Genomic DNA, 24035 nt, shown 5'->3' with positions numbered 1-24035 from the left:
CGCGCGGCGTGGCGGCACGTCCTCCGGCGCGTCTACTTGAGTTCGACCAGCCTGGCCAGGTAGATCGTGTCTCCGACGTTGGTGAGCATGTGCACTGCTCCCGGGTCGCGGTAGACCACTCCGCCGGTGGGCTCGTCCGCGTCGATCCGCTTGCCGTCGATCGTCTGGACGACGTTCTTCGCGCCCTGGATCGCCACCACCAGGTAGGGGTGGTCGTGCCGGTGCAGCGGTTGCCGCTCGCCCGGCTCGAGTCGGATGTGCCAGACCCGGACCCGGTCGTTCTCGTACACGATCTCCTGGCCCACGGGCCCGAGTTCGGTCCCGTCGATCACGTCGGTCATCGGTCTCCGTCCAGTTGCGGAAGAACCTCGGCAGCGATCAGCTCGAGGTGGTCGAGGTCGGCGAAATCCGTCAGCCGCAGGTGCACCCGAACGGCGCCGATCGCGGCGAACTCGCCGATCCGCTGCACGAGCTGCGCGGGCGAGCCGACCACCGGGTCCTCCGGCGGCAACGCGCTCTTCTCGTGCAGTGGCGCGGCGCGCCGCTGCGCCTCGGCGTCGGTCCGGCCGATGGCCACCACGAGCCCGGCGGAGAGCACCAACGGCGCCCGGCCGGAATCGGTCCGGCCGTTGCGGTCACACGCCTCGCGCACCCGGTCGTACGCCTTGGCGGTCTCCGCCACGGACTTGAACGGCATGTTGAACTCGTCGGCGTACCGGGCGGCCAGCTCGGGGGTGCGCTTGGGGCCGCGCCCGCCCACGATGATCGGCGGTCCGGGCACCTGCACCGGCTTGGGCAGGGCCGGCGCGTCGACCAGGCGGTAGTGGTCGCCGGTGAAGCTGTACGTCTCGCCCGGCGGGGTCCGCCACAGCCCGGTGATCACCTCAAGCTGCTCGGCCAGCCGGTCGAAGCGTTCGCCGATCGCGGGGAACGGGATGCCGTACGAGACGTGCTCGCGCTCGTACCAGCCTGCGCCGATACCCAGCTCGACCCGGCCGCCGCTCATCTGGTCGACCTGCGCGACCATCACCGCCAGCGGACCGGGCGGCCGGAACGTGGCAGACGTCACCAGGGTGCCGAGCCGGATCCGGTTGGTCTCGCGGGCCAGCGCGGCGAGGGTCAGCCAGGCGTCCGTCGGGCCGGGCAGGCCCGGGTCGGTGCCCATCGACTGGTAGTGGTCGGCGCGGAGGAAACCCTCGAAGCCGCCCGCCTCGACCATCCGGGCGAACCGGAGCTGGTCGTCGTAGCTGGCGCCTCGATGCGGCTCGGTGAAGACCGACACCCGCATGTTCATCGTCCTTCCGCACCGGCGACGGCCGGCTGCTCACGTTCCATCAACAGTTCGTGCAGATCGGCGCTGACCTGGGCGACGTCGGCGAGGTGCGCGTTGCGGCCGAGGGTGCGGGGCCGAGGGATGGTCACCTCGACAACCTTGCGGATCCGGCCGGGGCGGGGGCTCAGCACGACGACCCGGTCGGCGAGCAGCACCGCCTCGTCGATCGAGTGGGTGACGAAGACGATGCTCGGCTTGTTTTCCATGTGCACCCGCTGGAGCTCACCGGAGAGCTCCTCGCGGGTGAGCGCGTCCAGAGCGGAGAACGGCTCGTCCATCAGCATCACCCGCGGCTCGCCGATCAGCGACCGGCACAGCGACACCCGCTGCTGCATGCCGCCGGAGAGTTCGTGCGGGAGTCGCTTCTCGAAGCCGGCCAGCCCGGCCACGTCGAGCAGTTGCCGGGCGCGCTCGCGGTGCTTGCCGCGGCTCCAGCCGAAGATCTCCACCGGCAGCAGCACGTTGTCCAGGACGGTGCGCCAGGGCAGCAGCGCCGGCTTCTGGAACAGCATGGCGATGTCGCGGCGGGGGCGGGTGATCGGCGTGCCGGCCACGGTGATCTCGCCGGCGGTCAGTGGGAGCAGCCCGGCGATCAGTCGGAGCAGGGTGGACTTGCCGCAGCCGGACCGGCCGAGCACGGCGACGAACTCACCCTCGGCGACGTCGAGGTCGATGCCCCGTAGCGCCTCCACGCGGCCGGAGCGGCCGTCGAAGGTACGGGATACCCCGGACAGTCGGATCATCTCCGGCAGGCCTCCGCTGAGTCGTTGGTCAGGAATCCGACAAAGGCTAGCCCGCGCTTCGGACTATCGCACCGTCCGGGGTGGTCGTCAGGTTGTTTCCGTTCCGCAACCCGATACGCCTGGCGTCGCAAAGGTGGGCTTCTCGTACGCTGTGCCCGCGAAGAGTCCCCCACGACGGCGGCACCCGGCTTCGCCCCTCCCGCCGGTCCCGCCGCGACAACCCCCTCCGGAGGCCCCCCCGGCCCCGGCGGAAAGGACATGGTGCACTGATATGAGAAGGCTGACCCGTACGGTCGCTACGGCCGCGCTGGCCACCGCCCTCGCCCTCGTCTCCGCCTGCAGCAGCGGGTCGGACTCGTCCGACGCCAAGGGCGGCGACGGCAAGGCGCTGGAGAAGGTGACGTACCTCACCTCCTTCGGCAACTTCGGTCGTGACTCCTACGCCTGGGTGGCGAAGGACAAGGGCTTCTTCAAGGAGGCCGGCTTCGAGGTCGAGATCAAGGCCGGTCAGGGCACCGGCGGCGTGATCCAGACCGTCGTCGGCGGCCAGGCCGACTTCGGCCCGATCGACCTCACCGGCGGCCTGCTCCAGCTCGGCAACGGCCAGGCGAAGGACTTCACCGCGGTGGCCGCGATCCAGCAGCGCACCATGGCGGGCATCGCCACCGTCGAGGGCAAGAACATCAGCTCCCCGAAGGACCTGGAGGGCAAGAAGCTCGCCGACACTCCCGGCTCCGTGGTCCGCAACCTGTTCCCGACGTACGCCCGGCTCGCCGGCGTGGACGCGAGCAAGGTCACCTGGGTCAACGGTGAGGCGCAGGCGCTGATCGGCACGCTGGCCTCCGGGTCCGTGGACGGCATCGGCCAGTTCGTCGTGGGTCAGCCGACCATCGAGGCGGTGGCCAAGAAGAAGGCCGTCATGCTGCCGTACAGCAACGTGATGCAGGACCTCTACGGCAACGTGCTGATCACCTCCTCGAAGATCGCCAAGGAGAAGCCGGAGATGGTGAAGCGGTTCACCGCTGCGCTGCTCAAGGGCCTGGAGTACAGCCTGGCGAACTCCAAGGAGGCCGCCGAGATCCTGAAGAAGAACGTCGACGCCACCAACCCGGCGTCGGCCGCCGCCGAGCTCGAGCTGATGGCCGCGTACGTCCGCTCCGGCAACTCCGGCACCGCGATCGGCACCCTGGACAGCGGCCGGGTGGCCAAGAGCATCGCCATCCTGCAGGGTGCTGGTGCGCTCAAGCAGAACATCACCCCCGAGCAGATCATCGACTTCAGCCTCGCGCCGAAGGCCTGATCGTCCGGTCGTCACCTGGGGGTACGTTCCGCCGATTTCGGTGGGGCGTACCCCCTGTCGCTTGTCGGCCCCCGGGGGCCGTGGGATATCGAGGAGGACAAGATGGCCGACGTCCGGTCAGCTGAGCCGGCGGTGGCGGTGCCCCCACCCGCGGGTACGGGCCCCGGGGCGGGGCGAGCGGGCCGGGGTGCCGGCCTACGCGCCGGGGCCGGGGCGACGCTGCTGCCTGTGGCCGGGCTCCTGGTCGCGCTGGCGGCGTGGTGGCTGATCGCCCGGCTGGAGCTGGTCCACCCGGCGGCCCTGCCGCCGCCGGGCGATGTGCTCGCCGCGTTCGCCGACAAGCCTGCTCGCATGCTGGAGCACACCTGGGACACCCTGCTGGAGATCCTGATCGGCTTCGCCCTGTCGGCGGCCGCGGGTGTCCTGATCGGACTCTCCCTGGCCAGCTCCCGCACGGTGGAGCGGATGTTCACCCCGCTGCTGGTCGCCATCAACGCGGTGCCCAAGATCACTCTCGGCCCGCTGCTGGTGGTGGCGCTGGGCTGGGGTCAGAAGCCGATCCTGACCATGGTGTTCCTGCTCTGCTTCTTTCCGATCGTGCTCTCCACCGCGACCGGACTGACCACCACGCCGGCCGACCTGGCCGAGTTGGTCCGCTCCTGGAACGCGTCCCGCTGGCAGGCGTTCCGCAAGGTGCGCTTTCCGGCCGCGCTGCCGCAGATCTTCGTCGGGCTCAAGGTGGCCATGCCACTGGCCGCGATCGGTGCGGTGATCGGTGAGTTCCAGGCCGGCGAGAGCGGCCTCGGTTACGTCATCCTTCAGTACGCCGGTGTCGGCGACACCGCCACCGCGTGGGCGGCGATCATGCTGGTGGCGCTGGTGAGCATCCTGCTCTACTCGGCGCTGGTGCTCGTCGAGCGGATCGCCCTGCCCTGGGTGCGGGAGACCACCAGTCGCTGAGCGGTGTGTGGCCCGCCGGGTACGGCGGGCCACACCGCCCGACTAGCCCGCGAGCCGCCACCGGCCGTTGCGGGCCACCAGCGTGGTGAGCGCCTGCGGCATGAGCCCGGAGTGGTTGTCCGGCGTCATCCTGATCGGGCCGGAGAGGCCGTCCATCTGGGACGTCTCCAGCACGTCCCGGATGCCGTTGCGGTCCACCTGCCCGGCCGGGCCACCGGCGCGCAGCTCGGCGTCGGCGATCAACTGGATCGCGTCCGCAGCGAACGACGAGGACCCGTTGTATCCGCCGAAACGCGCGGTGTAGTCCTGGAACCACTGCCGCCGGGCCGCCTTCGCCGGCGTGGTGGCAATCACGTCATCGATCACCATGGTCTGGGTGAAGATCAGCGTGGCCTTCTCGGTGGCCCGGGCCGAGGCGCCGAGGAAGAGGTCACCGGCCGCTCCGGGGTCGAAGAACAGTGAGCCGGTGAACGCGGCCTGCTGGGCGCTGGTCGCGGCCAGTGCCGCCTGCTCCGGCGGCGTCCAGATGACCAGCGCGCCGGGCTTGCCCCCCGCGAGCCGTCTGACCTGCTGGCTGACGTCGGTGTCGGTGGTCTTCACCGACTCCTTGCGGGTCACCTTGATGCTGACCTTGTCCAGCTCCTTCTCGAGCGCCGCCACGCCCTCCCGGCCGTAGTCGTCACCGCTGTAGAGCAGGCCCACCTTGCGGAGGCCCTTGCGGCGCAGTTCCGTGGTGAGTGCGGCGGCGCTGTCCGCGGCGTTCGGGCCCAGCTTGAACACGTAGCGACGGTCGGTGACCGGACTGACGATCGCGCCAGAAGCGGCAAGTGCAATGGTCGGAATCTTGTTCTCGTTGATGGTCCCAACGGCGCCGAGCGCACATTCGTTGCAGCCGCCCATGATGATGGCGCTGACCCGGGAATCGCTGCTGAAGTCGCTGATGTTGCGAAGTGACTCGGCGGCGTCGGAACGGTTGTCCTTAAACTCGAGTTTGATCCTCCGGCCGTTCAGTGCTCCAGAGGAGTTCAACTGGTCCCTCTTGAGTTCCAGCGCGCGCTGGTATGCCCGCCCGACGGGGGCGGCGGCGCCGGAAAGTTCGAGGTCCGCAGCGATCACGATCGGACTCGTGTCCTGCTCCGCCCCGCCGAACTGGCAGCCGGTGAGCGTGGTGGCCACTACGGCCGATGCGAGCGCCGCGATGGTCGCGGAGCGGATGGGGCTCAACTCAGTCCTCCAGGTGCGGGCGCGGGCGCTGCCCGGGCACCGCCGCTAATCCGTCCTCGGTGGAGCGACGGGATCGGTCTGCCGTACGGTGTGCGCGAAGCCTGCAAAACCTTGCCAATGGCCGGCGCTGTGGTCAAGCGCGGACCCGGTTGCATTTTCGGGACGGCCATCCCACATGCTGGGGTAACGCAATGTTTGCAAAAGCTCACTTTGCATACACGCGTGACCACTCTGGAGTTACATGCCCTGATCAGGGGCTTGCGGAAATGAAGGTATCAGTTGACCGGAACACGGGATGCGTGCCGTCCGACCGTTTCCTACCTCACTGCGGCTTCCCAAACAGGATCAACTCTGATGAAATCGCGGCCGTGCCGCGCATGGTCCCCTCCGCTTACGGCACGGTTCGGCGGGCTAGGCGGGGAAGAAACGACGGAGGCGATGTCGTGAGCACCGGACCGACGACCCTGCCCGCGCTCGGCGACAGCGCTCGGCGTACGCGCCGACGGCTGCCGAGACTGCGCGACGCCCGGATCCGGTCCAAGTTGGCGCTGATCCTGGTCGTCCCGGTGGCGGCAGTGATCGCGCTGGCCACCGTTCGACTGATCTCGGTGGGCGAGGGCGCCTTCGACGCCACCCAGGCGCGTGCTCTCACCGCGCTCTCCATCGACGTCAGCGCGTTGACCCAGGACCTTCAGGGCGAGCGGATGGCCGCAGCGGCCTACCTGGCCAACCCGCAGCAGCCGGCCGACGCGTACAACCTGCGGGTCCGCCAGACGCAGCAGCGGGTGGACGCGTACCGCGCGGAGCGGGGCCGGATCGGCGACGTGCCGACGGCGCTGCGGGACCGGCTGGCGGCGATCGACGGCCACCTGGCCACCCTCGACGGCACGCGCCAGGAAGTCCTGGACCGCCGTCAGATGGCGGTCGCCGAGGCGGTGCTGCGCTACGGCGTCATCCTCACCGACCTGGTGTCCTACGGCGACGGGCTGGCTCAGCTACCCGGCGACGAGAACCTGTCGGACAGCCGCCGGGCGGTCGCCGCGTTCGCCCGAGCCAAGGCATCCGTCGCCGAGGAGGAGGCGGTCGCCTTCACCGCGCTGACCGCCGGTCAGCTCGACTCGGAGCAGTTCTCCTCCTTCGTGGCCACCCAGACCAGCCAGCAGGAGGCCCTGGTCGCCTTCTCGCTCGCCGCCGACCCGACGCAGCGGGCCCTGGTCGACAGCACCGTCTCCGGTGACGCGGTCGGGCTGGCCGACCGGGTCGCCATCGACATCAACCGCTCGGTCGGTCAACCGCGTGCAGCGGTCACCCCGCAGGACGCCACCGCCGCCATCGGCGCGGTGAACGACCTGATGCGCTGGGCTGAGACCCAACTCGAGAACCGGCTGCTCGACCAGGCCGACGAGGCCCGCTCGAACGTCATCCGGCAGGCCGTGGTCGAGTCGGTGCTGGTGCTGCTGACCCTGATCATCGCCGTCTCGCTGGCCGTGGTGCTGGCTCGCTCGCTCAACCACTCGCTGCGCCGGCTCCGCGAGGGCGCGCTCTCGGTGGCCAACCACGACCTGCCCGACGCCGTCAAGCGGCTGCAGAACATGGGCAGTGTGGGCGACGGTGGGGTGGACGAGATCGTCCGGCAGGTCCGGGACCCGATCCAGCTCACCAACCGTGACGAGGTCGGCCAGGTGGCCCTGGCCTTCAACGTGGTGCACCGGGAGGCGGTGCGGGTCGCGGCCGAGCAGGCTGCGCTGCGCACGAGCGTCTCGGCGATGTTCCTCAACCTGGCCCGCCGCAGTCAGACCCTGGTCGACCGGATGATCGGTGAGCTGGACGCGATCGAGCGTGGTGAAGAGGACCCGAAGCGGCTGGCGCAGCTCTTCGAGCTGGACCACCTGGCCACTCGAATGCGCCGCAACGACGAGAACCTGCTGGTCCTGGCCGGTGCCGACTCCGCCGCTCCGCGTCACGAGAACGCACTGGTGGTGGACGTGCTGCGCGCCGCGCAGTCCGAGGTGGAGCTCTACAACCGCATCGAGTTCGGCACGGTCGACACCGACATCTCGGTGGCCGCGCACGCGGTCAACGACGTGGTCCGGCTCGTCGCCGAGCTGCTCGACAACGCCACCCGGTTCTCGCCGCCGAACACGACCGTGGTCGCCGATGGTCGGCGGATCCGTGACTACATCCTCATTCAGATCGAGGACCGTGGGCTCGGGCTCACCGACGAGCAGCTCGACTCGCTCAACCGGCGGCTCGCCGCGCCGCCGAGCGTGGACGTCGCCGCGTTCCGGCTGATGGGTCTGGCCGTGGTGAGCCGACTCGCCTCCCGCTACGGGATCCGGGTGGAGTTGCGCCGCAACGTCGAGGGCGGCACCGTCGCCCAGGTGACGCTGCCCGCTGCCACCGTGGTGCTGCCCAGCAACCGGGGCCGCGAGCAGGTGCTGACCCGGCCACGCCAGCCGATGGCGGTCGAGCAGGCCCCGCTCACCCAGGCCAGCCACGCCGAGCCCTTCGCCGGTGCCGGCACCACCGCGGCGGCGACGCTGCCCGACCAGTGGCGGACCAGCGCGCCCGCGCCCGCTGCCTGGCAGTCCCCGCTGGATGCGCGAAACACGGCCTCGACCGTGCAGGCCGGTGGCTTCGCCGGAGCGCAGCCGTCGGCGCCGCCCGCGGCGGCGCCGCCCGCGGCGGCTCCGGCCGCCCCGGTCCCGCCGGTCCGGTCCACCTTCGGCAACGGCGCGGCAGCCTCGGTGGGTAGCCCGACCGTGGCGTACCCGACCATCGACCCGCTGCCCCGCCGTGGCCCGGGAGCGGACGCGACCGACGGCCGGAACGCTCCGGTGCTGCCCGTCGGGCCGGTCGCCGGTCTCGGCGCGGTCGCACCACCGCCCGCCCCGGTCGCCCCGGTCACCAGTCGGCCCGAGTTCCCCGCCGAGGCCCCGATCTTCCGGGAGATGGAGGCGGTCTGGTTCCGGTCGCACGGCGACGACGCCACCGCCATCTTCACCCGCCCCAAGTTCGACGGGCCGCCGCCCACCGCCAACGCCGGACCGGCCGAGACCGGCCTTCGTTCGGGCAACGGCAACCCGGCCGCCGCGTCCGTACCGGCCGCGGCGCCGGCCCGGCCGCCGCTGCCCACCCGTACCCCGGGCAGCACCGGTGCCGACAGCACCGGCACGCCGAGCAGGGGGAGCGCCGGTGGGTTCGGTGCCGGCACGCCGGGCACCGGGAACAACGGAGGGTTCGGCAGCGGGACGCCTGCGGCGCCGCCGTCGTACGGCCCGGCGCCGACCGCCCGGACGGCTCCGGCCGCACCGAGCGCGCCGGCCCCGGACCCGGAGGCGTGGCGGACGGCGGCGGACGACGGCTGGACCCGCGCCAGTCGGGCGGCCGAGCCGGCCCCCGCAGGGACCACCCGCTCGGGGCTGCCCAAGCGGACGCCGCAGGCGCAACTCGTGCCAGGTGGCATCGAACCGAAGGGTGGCCGGGACCGCAGCCGGCGTACCCCCGATGAAGTACGCGGACTGTTGTCGGCCTACCACCGCGGCGTTCAGCGCGGCCGGACGGCCGGAACGGACCAGAACAGCACCTCGACCAAGGAGAGCCGATGAACAGGCCAGCTGCCATGCAGGACATGGGTTGGCTGCTCACCAACTTCGCCGACAGCGTGGCGGGTATCGCCCACGTGGTGGCGGTGTCCGCTGACGGGCTGCTGCTCGCGTCCTCCCGGGATCTTCCGGGGGACCGGGCGGACCAACTCGCCGCGATCACCTCTGGCGTGGTGAGCCTGACCGAGGGCGCAGCCCGGATGTTCAGCGCGGGCGGGGTGTTGCAGACAGTCATCGAGATGGACAGCGGTTACCTATTCCTCATGTCGATCAGCGACGGTTCGTCGATGGCCGTGCTGGCCGCGCGGAGCTGCGACGTGGGTCAGGTGGGCTACGAGATGGCGTTGTTGGTCGAGCGGGTCGGTGCCGCGCTGGTGCCGCTGCCGCGCGACGCGGTGCGCTCGTAGCAGCGAGACGACGGCGCGCCGACCGCGCGCCGGACCAGGGACGGGAGACGGCGTGGGCCGGCTCCGCAGGGGACGAGGAGGTGATCGGGGATGGACCAACGACGCGCTGACCCGCGCGGCGCTCTGGTGCGTCCATACGCGGTCACCCGTGGTCGTACCGAGCCCCGGCAGGACATCGCCCTCGAGGCGGTCCTCACGGCTTCTCCCACCCAGGTCGCCGAGTCCCGCTTCGCCGGGCACGACAAGCACCGCATCGCCACGGTCTGCGAGGGCCGGGCACAGTCGTTGGCGGAGATCGCCGCGTACACCCGGATGCCGCTGGGCGTCGCCCGGGTACTGGTCGCCGACATGGTGGCCGAGAGCCTGCTGACGTTACACACTGCTGCTCCCGCCGAGGGATTCGAGGAGCGGATGGAACTGCTTGGAAGGGTGCTAAGTGGACTTCGCAGGCTATGACCCCGCAGGGGGGCGGCAGAGCCGGGGAATCGTCTCCGCGAAGATCGTTGTCGCGGGCGGCTTCGGCGTCGGCAAGACGACCCTGGTGGGTTCGATCTCCGAGATCACACCGCTCACCACGGAGGCGGTGATGACCGCGGCCGGTGTCGGCATCGACGACCCGTCCAAGGTGCCGGGCAAGGAGACCACCACGGTCGCCATGGACTTCGGCCGTATCACCATGGCCCAGGATCTGATCCTGTACCTCTTCGGTACGCCCGGTCAGACCCGGTTCTGGTTCATGTGGGACGAGATCATCCGGGGTGCGGTGGGTGCCGCCGTGCTGGTGGACACCCGCCGGATCACCGACGCCTTCGCTCCGCTGGACTACTTCGAGAACCGCAACCTGCCGTACGTGGTGGCGTTGAACCGGTTCGACGGTGCTCCCCAGTACGAGCTGGAGGAGGTCCGCGAGGCGCTGGCCATCTCGCCGCAGGTGCCGCTGGTGATGACCGACGCCCGGCACCGGGATTCGGTCAAGCAGGTGCTGGTGACGGTGGTCGAGCACGCCATGCTCCGGCTCCAGGCCGAGCACGGCCGAGGCTTCCCGACGCCGGTCGGCTGAGCTGGCGCGGCCGGCCGGTGTATTCCGGCCGGCCGCGGCGCGTCAGTCGACCCGGAGTCGGTAGCCGCGCTTGACCACGGTCTGCACCACACGTGGGGCACGTAAGCCGGCCCGGAGCCGTGCAACGGCCATCTCCACCGCGTGCTCGTCCGCGCCCCGGGGCAGCGTCCGGAGGAGCGCGGTGCGGGACAGCACCCGGCCGGGGGCCTGGGCCAGTGCCCGCAGCACCGCCATGGGGGCGGGGGCGAGCGGGCGCAGGTCGCCGTCGATCACGGCGGCGTGCCCGCGCAGGGTGAGCAGGTGGCCGCCGGCCTTGAACGTCGTCGTCCGGCGGGGCAACTCGTCGATGATGGTCCGTACCAGTGCGCCCAGCCGGGCCCGGCCCGGCGCGCAGACCGGCACCCCTCGGCGCAGCAGCGGTTCGGCGGTGACCGGCCCGACACAGCTGGCCAGCACGTCGCCCCGGAACGCGGACAGCACCGCGTCGGTGCGGTCGCCGGCCGCCCTCAACAGCGCCTCGGCCGCCGGTGCGCTGGTGAATGTCACGGCGTCGACCAGCCGTCCGACGATCAGGTCGACCAGCCGGTGCAGCGGAGCCGGGTCGGTCGGTGGGGCCCAGCGGTAGACCGGGACCTCGATCACCGTGGCGCCGGCCGCCTCCAACGCGAGGGTGCACTCCGGCTGCCGATCGCCGTGCAGCTGCATGGCGATCACCTGCCCGGCCACCCCGCGTCGGCGCAGATGGTCGACCACCTCGTCGCAGCTCTCCGAGGCCGGAGACCACTGGTCGTGCAGCCCGGCGGCGCGGATCGCGCCGCGCGCCTTCGGCCCCCGCGCCACCACGTACGACCGGGACAGCACCGAGCGCAACGACTCGGCCAGGCCCCAACCCTCGGCCGCCTCGAGCCACCCGCGCATGCCGATGCCGGTGTTGGCCATCAGGATGTCCGGTGGCCGGTCCAGGCAGGCCCGGGTCGCCTCGCGCAGCTCGGTGTCGTCCGACAGCGGCACGATCCGCAGTGCTGGGGCGAGCACCACCCGCGCGCCCCAGCGTTCGAGCAGCGCGGCCAACTCGTCGCGCCGCCGGTCGGCGGTCACCCCGATCGTGAAGCCGGCCAGTTCCTCCCGCATCATTCCTCCTGCCGCAGCCGCACCTCGACCAGCCCGTCCCGGCAGCGGGCGTCGTGCCGGGCCACGGCTACCCCGGGCAGGTCGAGGCATTGCCCGGTGTGCAGGTCGTAGACCTGCTTGTGCAGCGGCGACGCGAGCGTCGGCACACCACCGCGGCTGCCCACGATGCCCCGCGACAGCACGTACGCCCCGGCGACCGGATCGCGGTTGTCGATCGCAAACAGCCCGTCAGCGGTCCGGAACAGGGCGATCTGAACCCCACCCACCAGGGCGGCGACACCCCGGTCCGGGTCCAGCCGGTCGAGCGGGCAGATGGCGGTCCAGCCGAGCGTGGCGGTGTGGCTCATCGCCGTACCTCCGGCAGGCCCAGCGCCACCGGCTGCCGCAGGCCACCCTCGGCCGGCTGTGGTCGTGTCGGCGGGCCGTTGCGCGGCGGTACCGGCTGACCGCGTTCGAGCGCGAAGGTGATGGACGGGTCGGGCACGTCCGGAGCGTTGACGAAGGAGGTGAAGCGGCGCAGCCGGTCCGGGTCGTCCAGCACGTCGCGCCATTCGTCCGAGTACGACGCCACGTGCCGGGCCATCGCCGCGTCCAGGTCGGCGCAGAGACCCAACGAGTCGTCCACGATCACCGAGCGCAGGTGGTCGAGGCCGCCGTCCATCGCCTCGATCCAGCCGGCGGTGCGTTGCAGCCGGTCGGCGGTACGGATGTAGTAGATGAGGAACCTGTCGATCAGCGTGATCAGTGCTTCCGTGGACAGGTCAGTGGCGAAGAGGTCGGCGTGCCGGGGCCGGAAGCCGCCGTTGCCACCGACGTACAGGTTCCAGCCGGTCTCGGTGGCGATGATGCCGAAGTCCTTGCTGCGGGCCTCCGCGCACTCCCGGGCGCAGCCGGAGACCGCGGACTTGATTTTGTGCGGGGCGCGCAGCCCCCGGTAGCGCAACTCCAGCGCCACGGCCAGCCCCACCGAGTCCTGCACGCCGTACCGGCACCAGGTCTCGCCGACGCAGGACTTCACCGTGCGCAGCGCCTTGCCGTACGCGTGGCCGGATTCGAAGCCGGCGTCCACCAGCCGGCGCCAGATCTGCGGCAACTGCTCCACCCGGGCCCCGAACAGGTCGATCCGCTGCCCGCCGGTGATCTTCGTGTAGAGCCGGAAGTCCCGGGCCACCTCACCGATGACGATCAGCTTCTCCGGGGAGATCTCGCCACCGGGAATCCGGGGGACCACCGAGTAGCTGCCGTCGCGTTGCAGATTGGCCAGGAAGTGGTCGTTGGTGTCCTGCAACGACGCCTGTTCCCCGTCGAGCACGTGCCCGGCGCCCAGCGAGGCGAGGATCGACGCCACGACCGGCTTGCAGATGTCGCAACCGCGCCCCCGCCCGTGCTCGGCGATGAGCTGGGAGAAGGTGCGGATTCCGCGGACCCGGACGATCTCGAACAGCTCCCGCCGGCTGACGTCGAAGTGCTCGCAGAGCGCACTGGACTGGGCCACCCCGGCCGCGTCCAGGAGCTGCTTCAGCATCGGCACGCAGGAACCGCAGCTGGTGCCGGCCCGGGTGCACGCCTTCAACGCCGGCACGTCCGCGCACCCGTCGGCGATTGCGGCGTCCACGTCGCCCCTGGTCACCGCGTTGCAGGAGCAGACCTGGGCGGCGGCGGGCAGCGCCCCAGCGTCGGCGCCACCACCGTCCGGCGCGAGTAGCGCCAGCGGCGCGGCCGGCAGCGGCCCACCCACGCTGGCCCGAAGCGTCGGGTACGCGCTGGCGTCGCCGACCAGCACCCCGCCCAGCAGGGTGTGCGCATCGTCGGAGAGGACAAGCTTCGCGTAGACCCGGGTGGCCGGGTCGGTGAAGGTGACGTCCAGACAGCCCGGGGTGGTGCCATGCGCGTCGCCGAACGAGGCCACGTCGACCCCGAGCATCTTCAGCTTCGTGGCGGTGTCCGCGCCCGGGAAGGTGGCCGCCCCGCCGACGAGCCGGTCGGCGACCACTTCGGCCATCGCGTACCCGGGTGCCACGAGCCCGTGGCAGGCGCCCTCGACCGCCGCGCACTCGCCGACCGCCCAGACCCGCTCGTCGGCGCTGCGGCAGCCCGCGTCGACCAAGACGCCACCGCGTGGGCCCAGCGGCAGGCCGGCCGTACGGGCCAGCTCGTCGTGGGGCCGGATGCCGGCCGCCACCACCACCAGTTCGGTGTCGAGTGTCCGGCCGTCGGAGAGGTCCAGTGCGGCGACGCCGCCGTCCGGGCCGGGCCGGATCGCGGTGGTGGCCACTCCGAGGTGGGTCCGTACGCCCAATTCCTCGACGTAGCGGCGGAGCATCGCACCGCCAGCCGGGTCCACCTGGACCGGCATCAACCGGGGCGCGAACTCGACCACGTCGGTGCTGAGCCCGAGCAGGCGCAGGGCGTTCGCCGCCTCCAGCCCGAGCAGCCCGCCGCCGATCACGGCACCGGCCCGCCTGCCCCGCGCGTACGCCCGGATCGCGGTCAGGTCATCCAGAGTGCGGTAGACGAAGACCCCGGGCAGTTTCGCGCCTGGCACCGGCGGCACGAACGGGTACGACCCGGTCGCCAGCACCAAGGCGTCGTACCGGTATTCACCAGCGGCGGTGGTCACCACGCGCCTGGCCCGGTCGACGGCGGTGGCCGGCTCGCCGAGTCGCAGACGCACCCCGTCGCGCGGGGTGTGCAGATTCAGCTCCTCCTCGCTCACGCCGTCGAAGAACGCCGAGAGTCGCACCCGGTCGTACGCCGGGCGGGACTCCTCGGCGAGGACTGTCACCCGCCACCGGCCGTGCGGGTCGCGGGCGCGCAGCGCGTCCACGAAACGCTGTCCGACCATGCCGTTACCGATGACGAGCAGATCGCCGCCGTTCATCGCGTCACCTCCATCGATTCGGCCTGGGAGAGCCAGTCGACGATGCCGCCCACCGCGTCCCGACAGCCACCGCATCCGGTGCCGGCCCGGGTCGCCGCCACCATCGCGTCGACCGTCCGGGCCCCGGAGCGCCAGCAGCGCACGAGCGCACCCTTGGTCACTGTGTTGCACTGGCACACCGTGGCCGCGTCCGGCATCAACGCTGGTGATGCGGCCGGCGCCGCGTCGGCCGCGCCGAGCGCCCGGCCCAGCAGCAGTGCCCGACGGTCGGCCGGCACCGGGTGGCCACGGTCGAAGAGTTGGATCACGGTGCCGACCGCCGGGTTGTCGCCGAGCAGGATCGCGCCGGTCAGCCGCTCGTCACGGATGCGCAGTCGGGCGTAGGTGCCCCGGGCCGGGTCGGCGAAGGTGAGTTCCTCGCAGGACCCGTCGCTGGTGGCGTCGCCCATCGCGGCCAGGTCGATCCCGGCGGCCTTGAGCCGGGTCACCACCGGCCGGGGTTGGTACCGGGCCAGCGGGTCCGTCCCGGTCAGCACCTCGGCGAGTACCCGCGCCTGAGCCCAGGCGGGCGCGACCAGCCCGGTGAGCACCCCGTCGTGCTCGGCGCAGTCACCGATCGCCGAGACGCACCGGTCGTTGGTGCGCAGCCGGTCGTCCACCACCACGCCGCGCCGTACGGTCAGCCCGGCGGCCTCGGCGAGTGCGGTGTCGGGCCGTACCCCGCAGGAGAGCACCAGCAGATCTGCGTGCAGCGAGCGGCCGTCGGCCAGGTCGAGCCGGACACCGTTGGCGTCCGTAGCCATCCCGGTCGCCGGCACCGCGAGCTGGACGGTGACGCCGAGACCAGCGAGCGTGTCGGCGAGCACCGCGCCGGCCGCTGGATCGAGCTGCCGCTCCATCAGGTGCCCCCGCGGGTGCACCACGGTGGTCGCCAGGCCCCGGGTGGCCAGTCCGCGGGCGGCCTCCAGGCCGAGCAGGCCGCCGCCGAGCACCAGCGCGCTGCGTGCGCCGTTCGCCGCGGCGATGATCCGTCGGCAGTCGTCCAGGGTCCGGAACGGCACCACCCGCGCCGGCAGATCGACCGGGTCGACACCGGGTAGCGGTGGCACCACCGCGCGGCTGCCGGTGGCGAGCACCAGGTGGTCGTATCCGATCCGCTCGCCGTCGGCGGTGTGGACCTCCCGCGCGGCCCGGTCCACCGCGGTCACCGGCACGCCGGTGCGCAGGTCGATGCCGTGCCCGGCGGCCTCGGTCAGCTCCACGTCCGGTTCGCCGATCCGGCCGGCCAGCAGTGTGGAGAGCATGATCCGGTTGTACGCGCGGTGCGGCTCAGCCCCGAGCACGGTGACCTTGCGATCCCCGCCCCGAGCGTGCAGTTCGCCGGCGAGCCGGGCACCCGCCATCCCGTTGCCGACGATCACCATCCTGACGGTCATGCTTTCTCCACCCGGACCGCGCAGATCTTGAACTCGGGCATTCCGGAGATCGGGTCCACCGCGTCGTTGGTGACCGAGTTGGCGCGGGCGGCGCCGGGCCAGTGGAACGGGGCGAAGACGGTGTCCGGCCGGATGCCCGGGCTGAGTCGGGCGGGGACGCACAGTTCGCCTCGGCGCGAGGTAACTCGTACCGGGTCGCCGTGGTCGATGCCCAGCCGGGCGGCCAGGTCGGGGTGTAGCTCGACGAACGCCTCCGGGGCGGCCCGAAGCAGTGCGGAAACGCGGCGGGTCTGTGTGCCGGACTGGTACTGGGCGAGCACCCGGCCGGTGGTGAAGTGCAACGGATATTCGGCGCAGACCTCCTCGGCGGCCGGTCGGTGGTCCACCGGGTGGAACCGGGCCCGGCCGTCCGGGGTGGCGAACCGGTCGGCGAAGAGCCGTGGCATGTCCGCCCCGTCCTCTGTTGGACACGGCCAGAAGACCCCGTCGGCGGCGTCGATCCGGGCCCAGCTGATACCCGCGTAGTCGGCTGTCCCGCCAGCGGAGGCGCGGCGCAGCTCGGCGAAGACGGCAGCCGGGTCGGCCGGGAAGCGGGCGGCCGCGAGGTCGCCCGCTCGGTCACCGGGCCGCTCCGTGGCCGACTCGGTGGTGGCCAGGCGGATCGCGAGGTCCCCCAGGATGGCCAGGTCGGTCCGGACCTCCGACGGGGGTGGGCGCAGGGCACGTCGGCGCAGCACCCGGCCCTCCAGGTTGGTCATGGTGCCGTCCTCCTCGGCCCACTGCGCGGTGGGCAGGACCACGTCGGCCAGGGCGGCCGTCTCGGAGAGCAGCATGTCGGCGACGACCAGCAGGTCGAGGTCGCGCAACCGGCGTTCGATCCGGGCCGCCCGAGGTGCGGAGACCACCGGATTCGAGCCGAACACCAGCAGGGCCCGAGGGCCGTCGGGGGTGCCGAGCGAGTCGAGCAGTTGGTAGGCAGGCACGCCGGCGCCGGGCAGTTCGTCGGCCGGCACTCCCCAGACCCCCGCGACGTACTCCCGGGCAGCCGGGTCGTCGATCCGTCGGTAACCGGGGAGCTGGTCGGCCTTCTGCCCATGCTCCCGGCCGCCCTGGCCGTTGCCCTGCCCGGTGAGGCAGCCGTAGCCGGAGCCGGGGCGGCCGGGCAGGCCGAGGGCGAGCGCCAGGTTGACGTACGCGGTAACCGTGTCCACGCCCTTGGCATGCTGCTCGGCACCACGCGCGGTCAGGATGATCACTCGTCCGGCGGTGCCCAATGCCCGGGCGGTGGCCTCCAACTCGGCCACTGGTACGCCGGAGAGTTGTTCCGCGCGGGCCGGCCACCAGGCGGCGACGCTGCGTCGGACCGCCTCGAAGCCGACGGTCCGCTCGGCCACGTACGCCTGGTCCACCCATCCCTGGACGAGCGCGATGTGCAGCAGGGCGTTGGCCACCGCGAGGTCGGTGCCGGGCAGTGGTTGCAGGTGCAGATCGGCTTGGCGGGCGGTGGCGGTGACCCGGGGGTCGACGACGATCAGTTTGCCGCCGCCACGGCGCTGCTCGCTGAGCCAGCGCACCAGCGGCGGCATGGTCTCCGCCGGGTTCGCACCGACCAGCAGCAGGGTGTCGGCCTGACCCAGGTCGGCCAGTGGGAACGGCAGCCCTCGATCGATGCCGAAGGCGCGCAGCCCGGCGGCCGCCGCCGAGGACATGCAGAACCGTCCGTTGTAGTCGATGTGCCTGGTGCGCAATGCGACGCGGGCGAACTTGCCCAACGCGTACGCCTTCTCGTTGGTCAGGCCGCCACCGCCGAAGACGGCGACCGCGTCCCGGCCGGCCTCGTCCTGAACGCTGCGGATACCGGTGACGATCCGATCCAACGCGGCGTCCCAGCTCGCGGGGCGCAGGTCGCCGGTGGTCGGGTCGCGTAGCAGCGGAGTGGTCAGTCGTTCCGGGTGGTCGAGCAGCTCGGCGGAGGTCCAGCCCTTCTGGCAGAGCCCGCCTCGGTTGGTGGGGAACTGGCGGGGGAGCACGGTCACCCCGTCGGCGTCCTCGCGCAGCAGCATTCCGCACTGCAGGGCGCAGTACGGGCAGTGTGTCGCCACCTCTCGGGGCGCCCGCCCCGGTTGAGTTGCCGACCATGCACCGTCTGTCATGCCGGGAAAGCGTGCCGGTGGGCGGTTTCCGGGCCGGGTCCCTTCTGTTTCGGTCCTGTCAAGTGGGGCTCACACCGCACAGGGGCAGCGGGCGCGATGGTGGGGGGCGTGGGCCGACCTGCCGTCCGTTGGCGCCCGCCCGTGTCGCCCGTGTCCCACGCTGCGGTCCGGAGTAGGACCACGATCGGCGTCGTACCTAAAATATGGGAAGAAAATCTCATCAATTGGGAGGGTGCGATGAGCGTGGTCGATGTCTTCGACGCGGTGGCCGGCAGCTATGACGAGGCGCGGCGGCGTCTGGTGCCCTGCTTCGACGCCTTCTACGGCACCGCCGTCCAGGTGGCGACGGCGCCGTTGCGTGCCGCGCTGGCCGCTGGGCGTACCCCGGAGGTCTTGGATCTTGGTGCCGGAACCGGGCTGTTCGCACTGCTCATCGCCACCGCGGTGCCGGGAGTGCGACTGACCCTGGTGGACGCCGCGCCGGCGATGCTCGCGCGCGCCGCCGACGAACTGGCCGCGCGGTCCGTGCCTCATCGCACGGTCCGGGCCGACCTGGTCGACCCGCTGCCCGCCGGCCGGTACGACGCGGTGGTCAGCGCGCTGGCGATCCATCACCTGGACGACGCCGGCAAGCGGACGCTCTACCGGCGAGCCGCCGCCGCGCTGGCGCCGGGCGGGGTGTTCGTCAACGCCGAGCAGGTGGCCGGACCGACGCCGTCCCTGAATCGGCGCTACGACGAGGTGTGGACCACTCGGATCACCGAGCTGGGCTCGGACGCGGAGGAGATCGCCGCCGCCCGGGCGCGGATGCGGTACGACCAGCCGGCGACCGTCGCCGACCAGTGCCGCTGGCTCTCCGACGCGGGCCTGGTCGACGTCGACTGCTACTTCAAGGAGTGGCGCTTCGCCGTGTTCGGCGGCCGGCTGGCCGAGCCGGCGGCCGACGGGAGCCGCTGACCCGGTGGCCGTCACCGCCCGCAGAATTGTGCCTTTCGTCGCCGGTGGTGAGCGGGGCGAGCGCGAGGATGACTGACAGTCATACCGATGGGTAGTCTCAGTGGCATGACTGCCAAGGTGACCCTGTCGTTCTCGGACGAGACGATCGAGGAGGCCCGGCGGTTCGCGAAGCGCGAAGGGCTGTCCCTCTCCGCGTGGATGGACCAGGCAGCCCAGGAGAAGTCGCTGCGCGAGGTGTTCACCGCGCACGCGGCGGCTGTCGGGCGCGCCGGCCAGGACCTCGAGTCCGCCGCCCTCGCCGACGCCAGCGAGGTGGGCATGGTGCACGACCTGCTCTTCCGCGGTCGGCCGCGTGCTGCGTAGGGGTGAGGTCTGGCGCATCGAGGGCGCTCGTGAACGACTCGGGCTGGTGATCAGCTCGGACGTCTACAACTCCACCGAAGTGCCCATCGTGATCGTGGTCGAGGTCGTCGAGGAGTCCCTGCTGCGCGACTCCCCGCTCGCCGTGCCGATGGGCCGCTACGTGGTGATGCCGGATCGGCTCTCGTCCCCGATGAAGAAGTGGTTCACCGACTGCGTGGAGGTCGCCGACACCGACACGATGCTCCGGGTCGGCCGCGCGCTGCGCATCCTCCAGCAGCTCTGAACGCCTCACCGTCACCTGCGGCCCGCCGTGCGATCTCCGTATCCGGGCCGACCCGCTACGGGCACCGCCAGGTAATCCGGCGTTCCTAGCGTTCCACCTCGTCACACCGAGGAGGAGGAGCCGCCGTGAGCACGCTCACCAGCACCGCAGTCACCGCCCCGCCGGTCACCGCCGGTCGTGGTCGGCCCCCGCTCGACGACTGGAGCCCCGAGGACCCCGACTTCTGGCGTACGACGGGCGCGCCGATCGCCCGACGCAACCTCTGGGTCTCGATCTTCGCCGAGCACGTCGGCTTCTCCGTGTGGAGTCTCTGGTCGGTGACCGTGCTCTTCCTCGGCCCCGAGTACGGCATCGACCCGGCTGGGAAGTTCCTCCTCACCGCCGTGCCAGCCGCGCTGGGCGCGGTCCTGAGGTTGCCGTACACGCTGGCGGTGGCCCGCTTCGGCGGACGGCGCTGGACGATCATCAGCGCGATGTTGCTGCTGGTGCCAACGGTGCCGATGACGGTGTTGCTGGCACCGGGGGTGTCCTACTCCACGCTGATGGTGCTCGCCTGCCTCACCGGGGTCGGCGGGGGCAACTTCGCCTCCTCGATGGCGAACATCAACCTGTTCTACCCGTCTCGGCTCAAGGGACGGGCGCTCGGGCTCAACGCTGGTGGCGGCAACCTGGGCGTACCCGCCGTGCAGCTGGTCGGCCTGGCGGTCCTCGCCACCGCGGGCGCCGCGTACCCCCGGTTGGTGCCGGCGGTCTACCTGCCGCTCATCGTGCTGGCCGCGCTTGCGGCGGCCCGCTGGCTGGACACCGTGCCCGGGGCGCGTAACGAGCCGGGCGCTCTACGCGAGGCGGCCCGTGACCCGCACACGTGGATCATGTCGCTGCTCTACATCGGCACCTTCGGTTCGTTCATCGGGTTCGGCTTCGCCTTCGGCCAGGTGCTCCAGCTCCAGTTCGCCGAGCGGTTCCCCACCCCGGTCGACGCCGCTTGGTTGACCTTCCTCGGCCCGCTGGTCGGCTCGCTGGTCCGGCCGCTGGGTGGGCACCTCGCCGACCGACTCGGCGGAGCCAGGGTGAGCTTCTGGAACTTCGTGGCGATGGCTGTGGGCGCCGCGACGGTCCTGTGCGCGGCCCGTGGACACTCGTTCGGGCTCTACCTGGCCGGGTTCCTCGCCCTCTTCGTGTTCTCCGGCGTTGGGAACGGCTCCACCTACAAGATGATCCCGGCGATCTTCCGGGCTCGGGCGGCGGACCTGGTGTCCACCGGCCGCCGCGACCCGGAGGCCGCTGCGCGGTGGGCCCGCCGGATGACCGGCGCGCTGATCGGCATCGCCGGTGCGGTCGGCGCCTCGGGCGGGGTGCTGGTCAACGTCGCGTTCCGCCAGTCGTTCCTCGGCTCCGGCACAGCCGATGCCGCCTACCTGGCCTTCATCGGCTGGTACGCGCTCTGCTTCGCGGTGACCTGGATCGTCTACCGCCGTCCGGGCTCCAACCGGCTCCCGGGGGTGTGAGCTGGGCCATGGCGGCCCGGTCGCCGAGCGGAGTCGTACCCCCGTTTTGACCTGCGGACCGGGCGCCGGGTATCGTTGCCTGCTGTTGTACGACATCCAGAGGCGTGCCCTATCAGGTACGCTTGGTCGTTCGTGCGCGCTGGTCCGGCCTGCAAGACCTGGTCACCTCGGCGCGCGACCCCAGACCGACGACGAGACAAGGTAGACCTGTGCGTACGTACAGCCCGAAGCCGGGTGAGATCGAGCGTCAGTGGCACGTCATCGACGCCTCTGATGTCGTGCTGGGCCGCCTGGCCACCCACGCCGCCACGTTGCTGCGTGGTAAGCACAAGCCGACTTTCGCGCCGCACGTCGACACGGGCGACTTTGTCGTCATCGTGAACGCGGGCAAGGTTGCGCTGACCGGCAACAAGCGTCAGACCAAGGTTGCTTACCGCCACTCCGGTTACCCGGGTGGTCTGAAGCAGGTCGGCTACGAGGAGCTGCTCACCAAGCGTCCCGAGCGGGCCATCGAGCTGGCCGTGAAGGGGATGCTCCCGCACAACAAGCTCGGCCGTCAGCTGATCAAGAAGCTGAAGGTCTACGCCGGTGCCGAGCACCCGCACGGCGCGCAGATGCCGGTGCCGTTCGAGATCAAGCAGATCGCGCAGTGAGCGCGGGCGAAGGAAGCAGCATGACCGACATCACCGAGACCGAGGTTGCCCCGGAAGCCCCCGAGGCGACCGAGGCGCCGGCGCCCGTCGCCCGCGCGCCTCGTGGTGACCGGCCGATTCAGACCGTTGGCCGCCGCAAGGAGGCCATCGTCCGGGTCCGCATCGTCCCGGGCACTGGCAAGATCACCTGCAACGGCCAGGACCTTGAGGCGTACTTCCCGAGCAAGGTGCACCAGCAGCTGATCAAGGACCCGCTGGTCACTGCCGAGAAGCTCGAGCAGTTCGACGTCATCGCCAACCTGCGTGGCGGCGGCACCACCGGGCAGGCCGGTGCGCTCCGGCTGGGCATCGCCCGCGCGCTGATCATCAACGAGCCGGACGACCGCCCGGCCCTCAAGAAGGCCGGCTTCCTCACCCGGGACGCCCGGGTCAAGGAGAGCAAGAAGTACGGCCTCAAGAAGGCTCGTAAGGCTCCCCAGTACTCGAAGCGCTGATCTTTCCCAGCGCGTTGTACTTCTGACGGACGGCCGGTCCGCCTCCCCTCGACCGGGGAGGTGGACCGGCCGTTCCGCTTTCTCCTCACTGGCAGTGCTCTCTCGGAGGTTGGCGGGTATGGGTCGGTTGTTCGGCACGGACGGCGTACGCGGGCGGGCAAACGCGGACCTCACCCCCGAGTTGGCGCTCGCAGTGGCCGTGGCCGCCGCGCACACGCTCGCCGAGACGGACCGCAGCCATCCGCCGCTCGCCGTGGTCGGCCGGGACACCCGGGCCAGCGGCGAGATGCTGGAGGCGGCCGTGGTGGCCGGGCTGACCAGCGCCGGCGCCAACGTGGTCCGGGTCGGCGTGCTGCCCACCCCGGCCGTGGCGTTCCTCACCGCGGAGGCCAAGGCCGACCTCGGCGTGGTGCTCTCCGCGTCGCACAACCCGATGCCGGACAACGGGATCAAGCTCTTCGCCGCTGGTGGCCACAAGTTGCCCGACGAGATCGAGATGCAGATCGAGGCCGCCGTCGAGGCCAACGCCACGACCGCCTGGGACCGCCCGATCGGTGCTGGCATCGGCCGGGTGCACGACCTGCTCGACGGCGCGGACCACTACGTCCAGCACCTGGTCGGCGCGGTGCCGCACCGGCTGGAGGGGATCAAGGTCGTGGTCGACTGCGCGAACGGCGCGGCGGCCGAGGTCGCCCCGATCGCCTACCGGGAGGCCGGCGCGGAGGTCATCGCGATCCACGCCGAGCCGGACGGCCTGAACATCAACGACGACTGTGGCTCCAACCACATCGAGGCGCTGCGCGCCGCCGTGGTGGAGCACGGTGCCCACCTGGGCATCGCCCACGACGGCGACGCCGACCGCATCGTGGCGGTCACCGCCGACGGCGACGAGGTCGACGGCGACCAGGTGATGGCGATCCTCGCGCTGGCCATGCGGGATGCCGGCACGCTCACCCAGGACACCCTGGTCGCGACGGTCATGAGCAACCTCGGCCTGCGGTTGGCCATGTCCGCGCAGGGCATCCGGCTGATCGAGACCAAGGTTGGCGACCGGTACGTCCTGGAGGCGCTGCGTGCCTCCGGACTGGCGCTCGGCGGCGAGCAGAGCGGCCACATCGTGATGCCGGCGCACGCCACCACCGGCGACGGGGTGCTCACCGGCCTGCACCTGATGGCCCGGATGGCGGCCACCGGCCGGTCCCTCGCCGACCTGGCGTCGGTGGTCACCAAGCTGCCCCAGGTGCTGATCAACGTGCCGGTCGGCGACCGGACCGTCGGGGCCGCCGCGCCCGCCGTTCGCGCCGAGGTCGAGCGGGCCGAGGCGGAGCTGGGCGAGACGGGCCGGGTGCTGCTGCGCCCGTCGGGCACCGAGCCGCTGGTCCGGGTGATGGTCGAGGCCGCCACCGAGCAGACCGCCCGCGAGGTCGCCGAGCGCATCGCCGACCTGGTCCGCACCGCCAGCCCCGCCAAAGCCTGACCCCACCCCCCCCGCGCCCCCCCCCCCCCCCCCCCCCCCCCCCCCCCCCCCCCCCCCCCCCCCCCCC

At 71.7% G+C, this 24035-nt stretch carries 22 protein-coding genes; 13 read left to right on the top strand and 9 right to left on the bottom strand.

The window, feature by feature from the left end:
* Positions 1 to 32: 32 nt before the first annotated feature.
* The 3 genes from V6V47_RS21305 to V6V47_RS21295 are packed head-to-tail and all read right to left on the bottom strand — an operon-like array spanning position 33 to position 2076.
* Entirely contained in the window at positions 33 to 341 is a 309-nt protein-coding gene (locus V6V47_RS21305; protein WP_334630074.1) for a cupin, read from the bottom strand.
* Positions 338 to 1288, bottom strand: coding sequence for an LLM class F420-dependent oxidoreductase (locus tag V6V47_RS21300; RefSeq protein WP_334630073.1), 951 nt, complete (start codon positions 1286 to 1288; stop codon positions 338 to 340). Before V6V47_RS21300 ends, V6V47_RS21305 begins: the two co-directional genes overlap by 4 nt.
* Before the next feature lie 2 nt (positions 1289 to 1290).
* Entirely contained in the window at positions 1291 to 2076 is a 786-nt protein-coding gene (locus tag V6V47_RS21295; protein ID WP_334630072.1) for an ABC transporter ATP-binding protein, read from the bottom strand.
* 271 nt (positions 2077 to 2347) lie between these two features.
* Between V6V47_RS21295 and V6V47_RS21290 the strand changes: the two genes are divergently transcribed.
* Positions 2348 to 3376 (top strand): ABC transporter substrate-binding protein, encoded by a 1029-nt coding sequence (locus V6V47_RS21290; RefSeq protein WP_334630071.1) that lies wholly within the window; start codon positions 2348 to 2350, stop codon positions 3374 to 3376.
* A 102-nt stretch (positions 3377 to 3478) separates the two neighbouring features.
* Positions 3479 to 4336, top strand: a complete 858-nt coding sequence (locus V6V47_RS21285) for an ABC transporter permease (protein WP_334630069.1) — start codon at positions 3479 to 3481, stop codon at positions 4334 to 4336.
* Between the two features lie 42 nt (positions 4337 to 4378).
* Here V6V47_RS21285 and V6V47_RS21280 read toward each other — a convergent pair whose 3' ends face one another.
* A complete protein-coding gene (locus V6V47_RS21280; protein ID WP_334630068.1) occupies positions 4379 to 5560 on the bottom strand; it encodes an ABC transporter substrate-binding protein in 1182 nt (393 codons plus the stop codon).
* 443 nt (positions 5561 to 6003) lie between these two features.
* Between V6V47_RS21280 and V6V47_RS21275 the strand changes: the two genes are divergently transcribed.
* From V6V47_RS21275 to V6V47_RS21260, 4 genes are all read left to right on the top strand, one after another.
* The gene (locus tag V6V47_RS21275) at positions 6004 to 9168 is read left to right on the top strand and encodes a sensor histidine kinase (RefSeq protein ID WP_334630067.1); all 3165 of its coding nucleotides are present in this window, start codon (positions 6004 to 6006) and stop codon (positions 9166 to 9168) included.
* The gene (locus V6V47_RS21270; RefSeq protein ID WP_007465177.1) at positions 9165 to 9572 is read left to right on the top strand and encodes a roadblock/LC7 domain-containing protein; all 408 of its coding nucleotides are present in this window, start codon (positions 9165 to 9167) and stop codon (positions 9570 to 9572) included. The genes V6V47_RS21275 and V6V47_RS21270 overlap by 4 nt, the downstream gene beginning before the upstream one ends.
* Before the next feature lie 90 nt (positions 9573 to 9662).
* The gene (locus V6V47_RS21265; RefSeq protein WP_007465174.1) at positions 9663 to 10028 is read left to right on the top strand and encodes a DUF742 domain-containing protein; all 366 of its coding nucleotides are present in this window, start codon (positions 9663 to 9665) and stop codon (positions 10026 to 10028) included.
* Positions 10009 to 10632, top strand: coding sequence for a GTP-binding protein (locus tag V6V47_RS21260; protein WP_334630066.1), 624 nt, complete (start codon positions 10009 to 10011; stop codon positions 10630 to 10632). The genes V6V47_RS21265 and V6V47_RS21260 overlap by 20 nt, the downstream gene beginning before the upstream one ends.
* Positions 10633 to 10674: 42 nt before the next feature.
* Here the strand turns inward: V6V47_RS21260 and V6V47_RS21255 are convergent, their stop codons facing one another.
* The 5 genes from V6V47_RS21255 to V6V47_RS21235 are packed head-to-tail and all read right to left on the bottom strand — an operon-like array spanning position 10675 to position 18233.
* Positions 10675 to 11763 (bottom strand): uroporphyrinogen-III synthase, encoded by a 1089-nt coding sequence (locus V6V47_RS21255; RefSeq protein ID WP_334630065.1) that lies wholly within the window; start codon positions 11761 to 11763, stop codon positions 10675 to 10677.
* On the bottom strand, positions 11763 to 12110 hold the full coding sequence (gene nirD / locus V6V47_RS21250; RefSeq protein ID WP_334630064.1) for a nitrite reductase small subunit NirD: 348 nt from the start codon (positions 12108 to 12110) through the stop codon (positions 11763 to 11765). The genes V6V47_RS21255 and nirD overlap by 1 nt, the downstream gene beginning before the upstream one ends.
* The gene (gene nirB / locus V6V47_RS21245) at positions 12107 to 14644 is read right to left on the bottom strand and encodes a nitrite reductase large subunit NirB (RefSeq protein WP_334630063.1); all 2538 of its coding nucleotides are present in this window, start codon (positions 14642 to 14644) and stop codon (positions 12107 to 12109) included. The genes nirD and nirB overlap by 4 nt, the downstream gene beginning before the upstream one ends.
* Positions 14641 to 16080: an FAD-dependent oxidoreductase gene (locus tag V6V47_RS21240; RefSeq protein WP_334630062.1), complete on the bottom strand. Its 1440-nt coding sequence runs from the start codon at positions 16078 to 16080 to the stop codon at positions 14641 to 14643. The genes nirB and V6V47_RS21240 overlap by 4 nt, the downstream gene beginning before the upstream one ends.
* Positions 16077 to 18233: a molybdopterin oxidoreductase family protein gene (locus V6V47_RS21235; protein ID WP_334630061.1), complete on the bottom strand. Its 2157-nt coding sequence runs from the start codon at positions 18231 to 18233 to the stop codon at positions 16077 to 16079. Before V6V47_RS21235 ends, V6V47_RS21240 begins: the two co-directional genes overlap by 4 nt.
* A gap of 237 nt (positions 18234 to 18470) precedes the next feature.
* On the opposite strand from V6V47_RS21235, the gene V6V47_RS21230 reads away from it, so the two are divergent.
* The 7 genes from V6V47_RS21230 to glmM all read left to right on the top strand — a co-directional run bounded on the left by V6V47_RS21230 (position 18471) and on the right by glmM (position 23968).
* Positions 18471 to 19190 (top strand): class I SAM-dependent methyltransferase, encoded by a 720-nt coding sequence (locus V6V47_RS21230; RefSeq protein WP_334630060.1) that lies wholly within the window; start codon positions 18471 to 18473, stop codon positions 19188 to 19190.
* Positions 19191 to 19295: 105 nt separating this feature from the next.
* Positions 19296 to 19553, top strand: a complete 258-nt coding sequence (locus V6V47_RS21225) for a DUF6364 family protein (protein WP_334630059.1) — start codon at positions 19296 to 19298, stop codon at positions 19551 to 19553.
* Positions 19543 to 19836: a hypothetical protein gene (locus tag V6V47_RS21220; RefSeq protein ID WP_334630058.1), complete on the top strand. Its 294-nt coding sequence runs from the start codon at positions 19543 to 19545 to the stop codon at positions 19834 to 19836. The genes V6V47_RS21225 and V6V47_RS21220 overlap by 11 nt, the downstream gene beginning before the upstream one ends.
* 125 nt (positions 19837 to 19961) lie before the next feature.
* Positions 19962 to 21344 carry a nitrate/nitrite transporter gene (locus V6V47_RS21215; protein ID WP_334630057.1) on the top strand — a complete coding sequence of 461 codons (1383 nt, stop codon included), beginning with the start codon at positions 19962 to 19964 and terminating at the stop codon, positions 21342 to 21344.
* Between the two features lie 209 nt (positions 21345 to 21553).
* Positions 21554 to 21997, top strand: a complete 444-nt coding sequence (gene rplM, locus V6V47_RS21210) for a 50S ribosomal protein L13 (RefSeq protein ID WP_334630056.1) — start codon at positions 21554 to 21556, stop codon at positions 21995 to 21997.
* 20 nt (positions 21998 to 22017) lie between these two features.
* Positions 22018 to 22491, top strand: a complete 474-nt coding sequence (gene rpsI, locus V6V47_RS21205) for a 30S ribosomal protein S9 (protein WP_053653862.1) — start codon at positions 22018 to 22020, stop codon at positions 22489 to 22491.
* Positions 22492 to 22609: 118 nt separating this feature from the next.
* Positions 22610 to 23968 (top strand): phosphoglucosamine mutase, encoded by a 1359-nt coding sequence (gene glmM, locus V6V47_RS21200; protein ID WP_334630055.1) that lies wholly within the window; start codon positions 22610 to 22612, stop codon positions 23966 to 23968.
* The last annotated feature ends 67 nt before the right edge of the window (positions 23969 to 24035 follow it).

The organism is Micromonospora sp. CPCC 205539, from assembly GCF_036906815.1.
Lineage (GTDB): Bacteria > Actinomycetota > Actinomycetes > Mycobacteriales > Micromonosporaceae > Micromonospora.
Note: the sequence above shows the minus strand (reverse complement) of the source record. Positions and strands in the feature narration are given on the sequence as shown.

Coding starts and splice junctions, on each gene's coding strand:
- V6V47_RS21265 (WP_007465174.1), top strand. CDS start 9,663: ATGGACCAACGACGCGCTGACCCGCGCGGCGCTCTGGTGCGTCCATAC.
- V6V47_RS21300 (WP_334630073.1), bottom strand. CDS start 1,288: ATGCGGGTGTCGGTCTTCACCGAGCCGCATCGAGGCGCCAGCTACGAC.
- V6V47_RS21230 (WP_334630060.1), top strand. CDS start 18,471: ATGAGCGTGGTCGATGTCTTCGACGCGGTGGCCGGCAGCTATGACGAG.
- V6V47_RS21285 (WP_334630069.1), top strand. CDS start 3,479: ATGGCCGACGTCCGGTCAGCTGAGCCGGCGGTGGCGGTGCCCCCACCC.
- V6V47_RS21295 (WP_334630072.1), bottom strand. CDS start 2,076: ATGATCCGACTGTCCGGGGTATCCCGTACCTTCGACGGCCGCTCCGGC.
- nirD (WP_334630064.1), bottom strand. CDS start 12,110: ATGAGCCACACCGCCACGCTCGGCTGGACCGCCATCTGCCCGCTCGAC.
- V6V47_RS21235 (WP_334630061.1), bottom strand. CDS start 18,233: ATGACAGACGGTGCATGGTCGGCAACTCAACCGGGGCGGGCGCCCCGA.
- V6V47_RS21240 (WP_334630062.1), bottom strand. CDS start 16,080: ATGACCGTCAGGATGGTGATCGTCGGCAACGGGATGGCGGGTGCCCGG.
- V6V47_RS21290 (WP_334630071.1), top strand. CDS start 2,348: ATGAGAAGGCTGACCCGTACGGTCGCTACGGCCGCGCTGGCCACCGCC.
- V6V47_RS21225 (WP_334630059.1), top strand. CDS start 19,296: ATGACTGCCAAGGTGACCCTGTCGTTCTCGGACGAGACGATCGAGGAG.
- V6V47_RS21270 (WP_007465177.1), top strand. CDS start 9,165: ATGAACAGGCCAGCTGCCATGCAGGACATGGGTTGGCTGCTCACCAAC.
- glmM (WP_334630055.1), top strand. CDS start 22,610: ATGGGTCGGTTGTTCGGCACGGACGGCGTACGCGGGCGGGCAAACGCG.
- nirB (WP_334630063.1), bottom strand. CDS start 14,644: ATGAACGGCGGCGATCTGCTCGTCATCGGTAACGGCATGGTCGGACAG.
- V6V47_RS21255 (WP_334630065.1), bottom strand. CDS start 11,763: ATGCGGGAGGAACTGGCCGGCTTCACGATCGGGGTGACCGCCGACCGG.
- rpsI (WP_053653862.1), top strand. CDS start 22,018: ATGACCGACATCACCGAGACCGAGGTTGCCCCGGAAGCCCCCGAGGCG.
- V6V47_RS21305 (WP_334630074.1), bottom strand. CDS start 341: ATGACCGACGTGATCGACGGGACCGAACTCGGGCCCGTGGGCCAGGAG.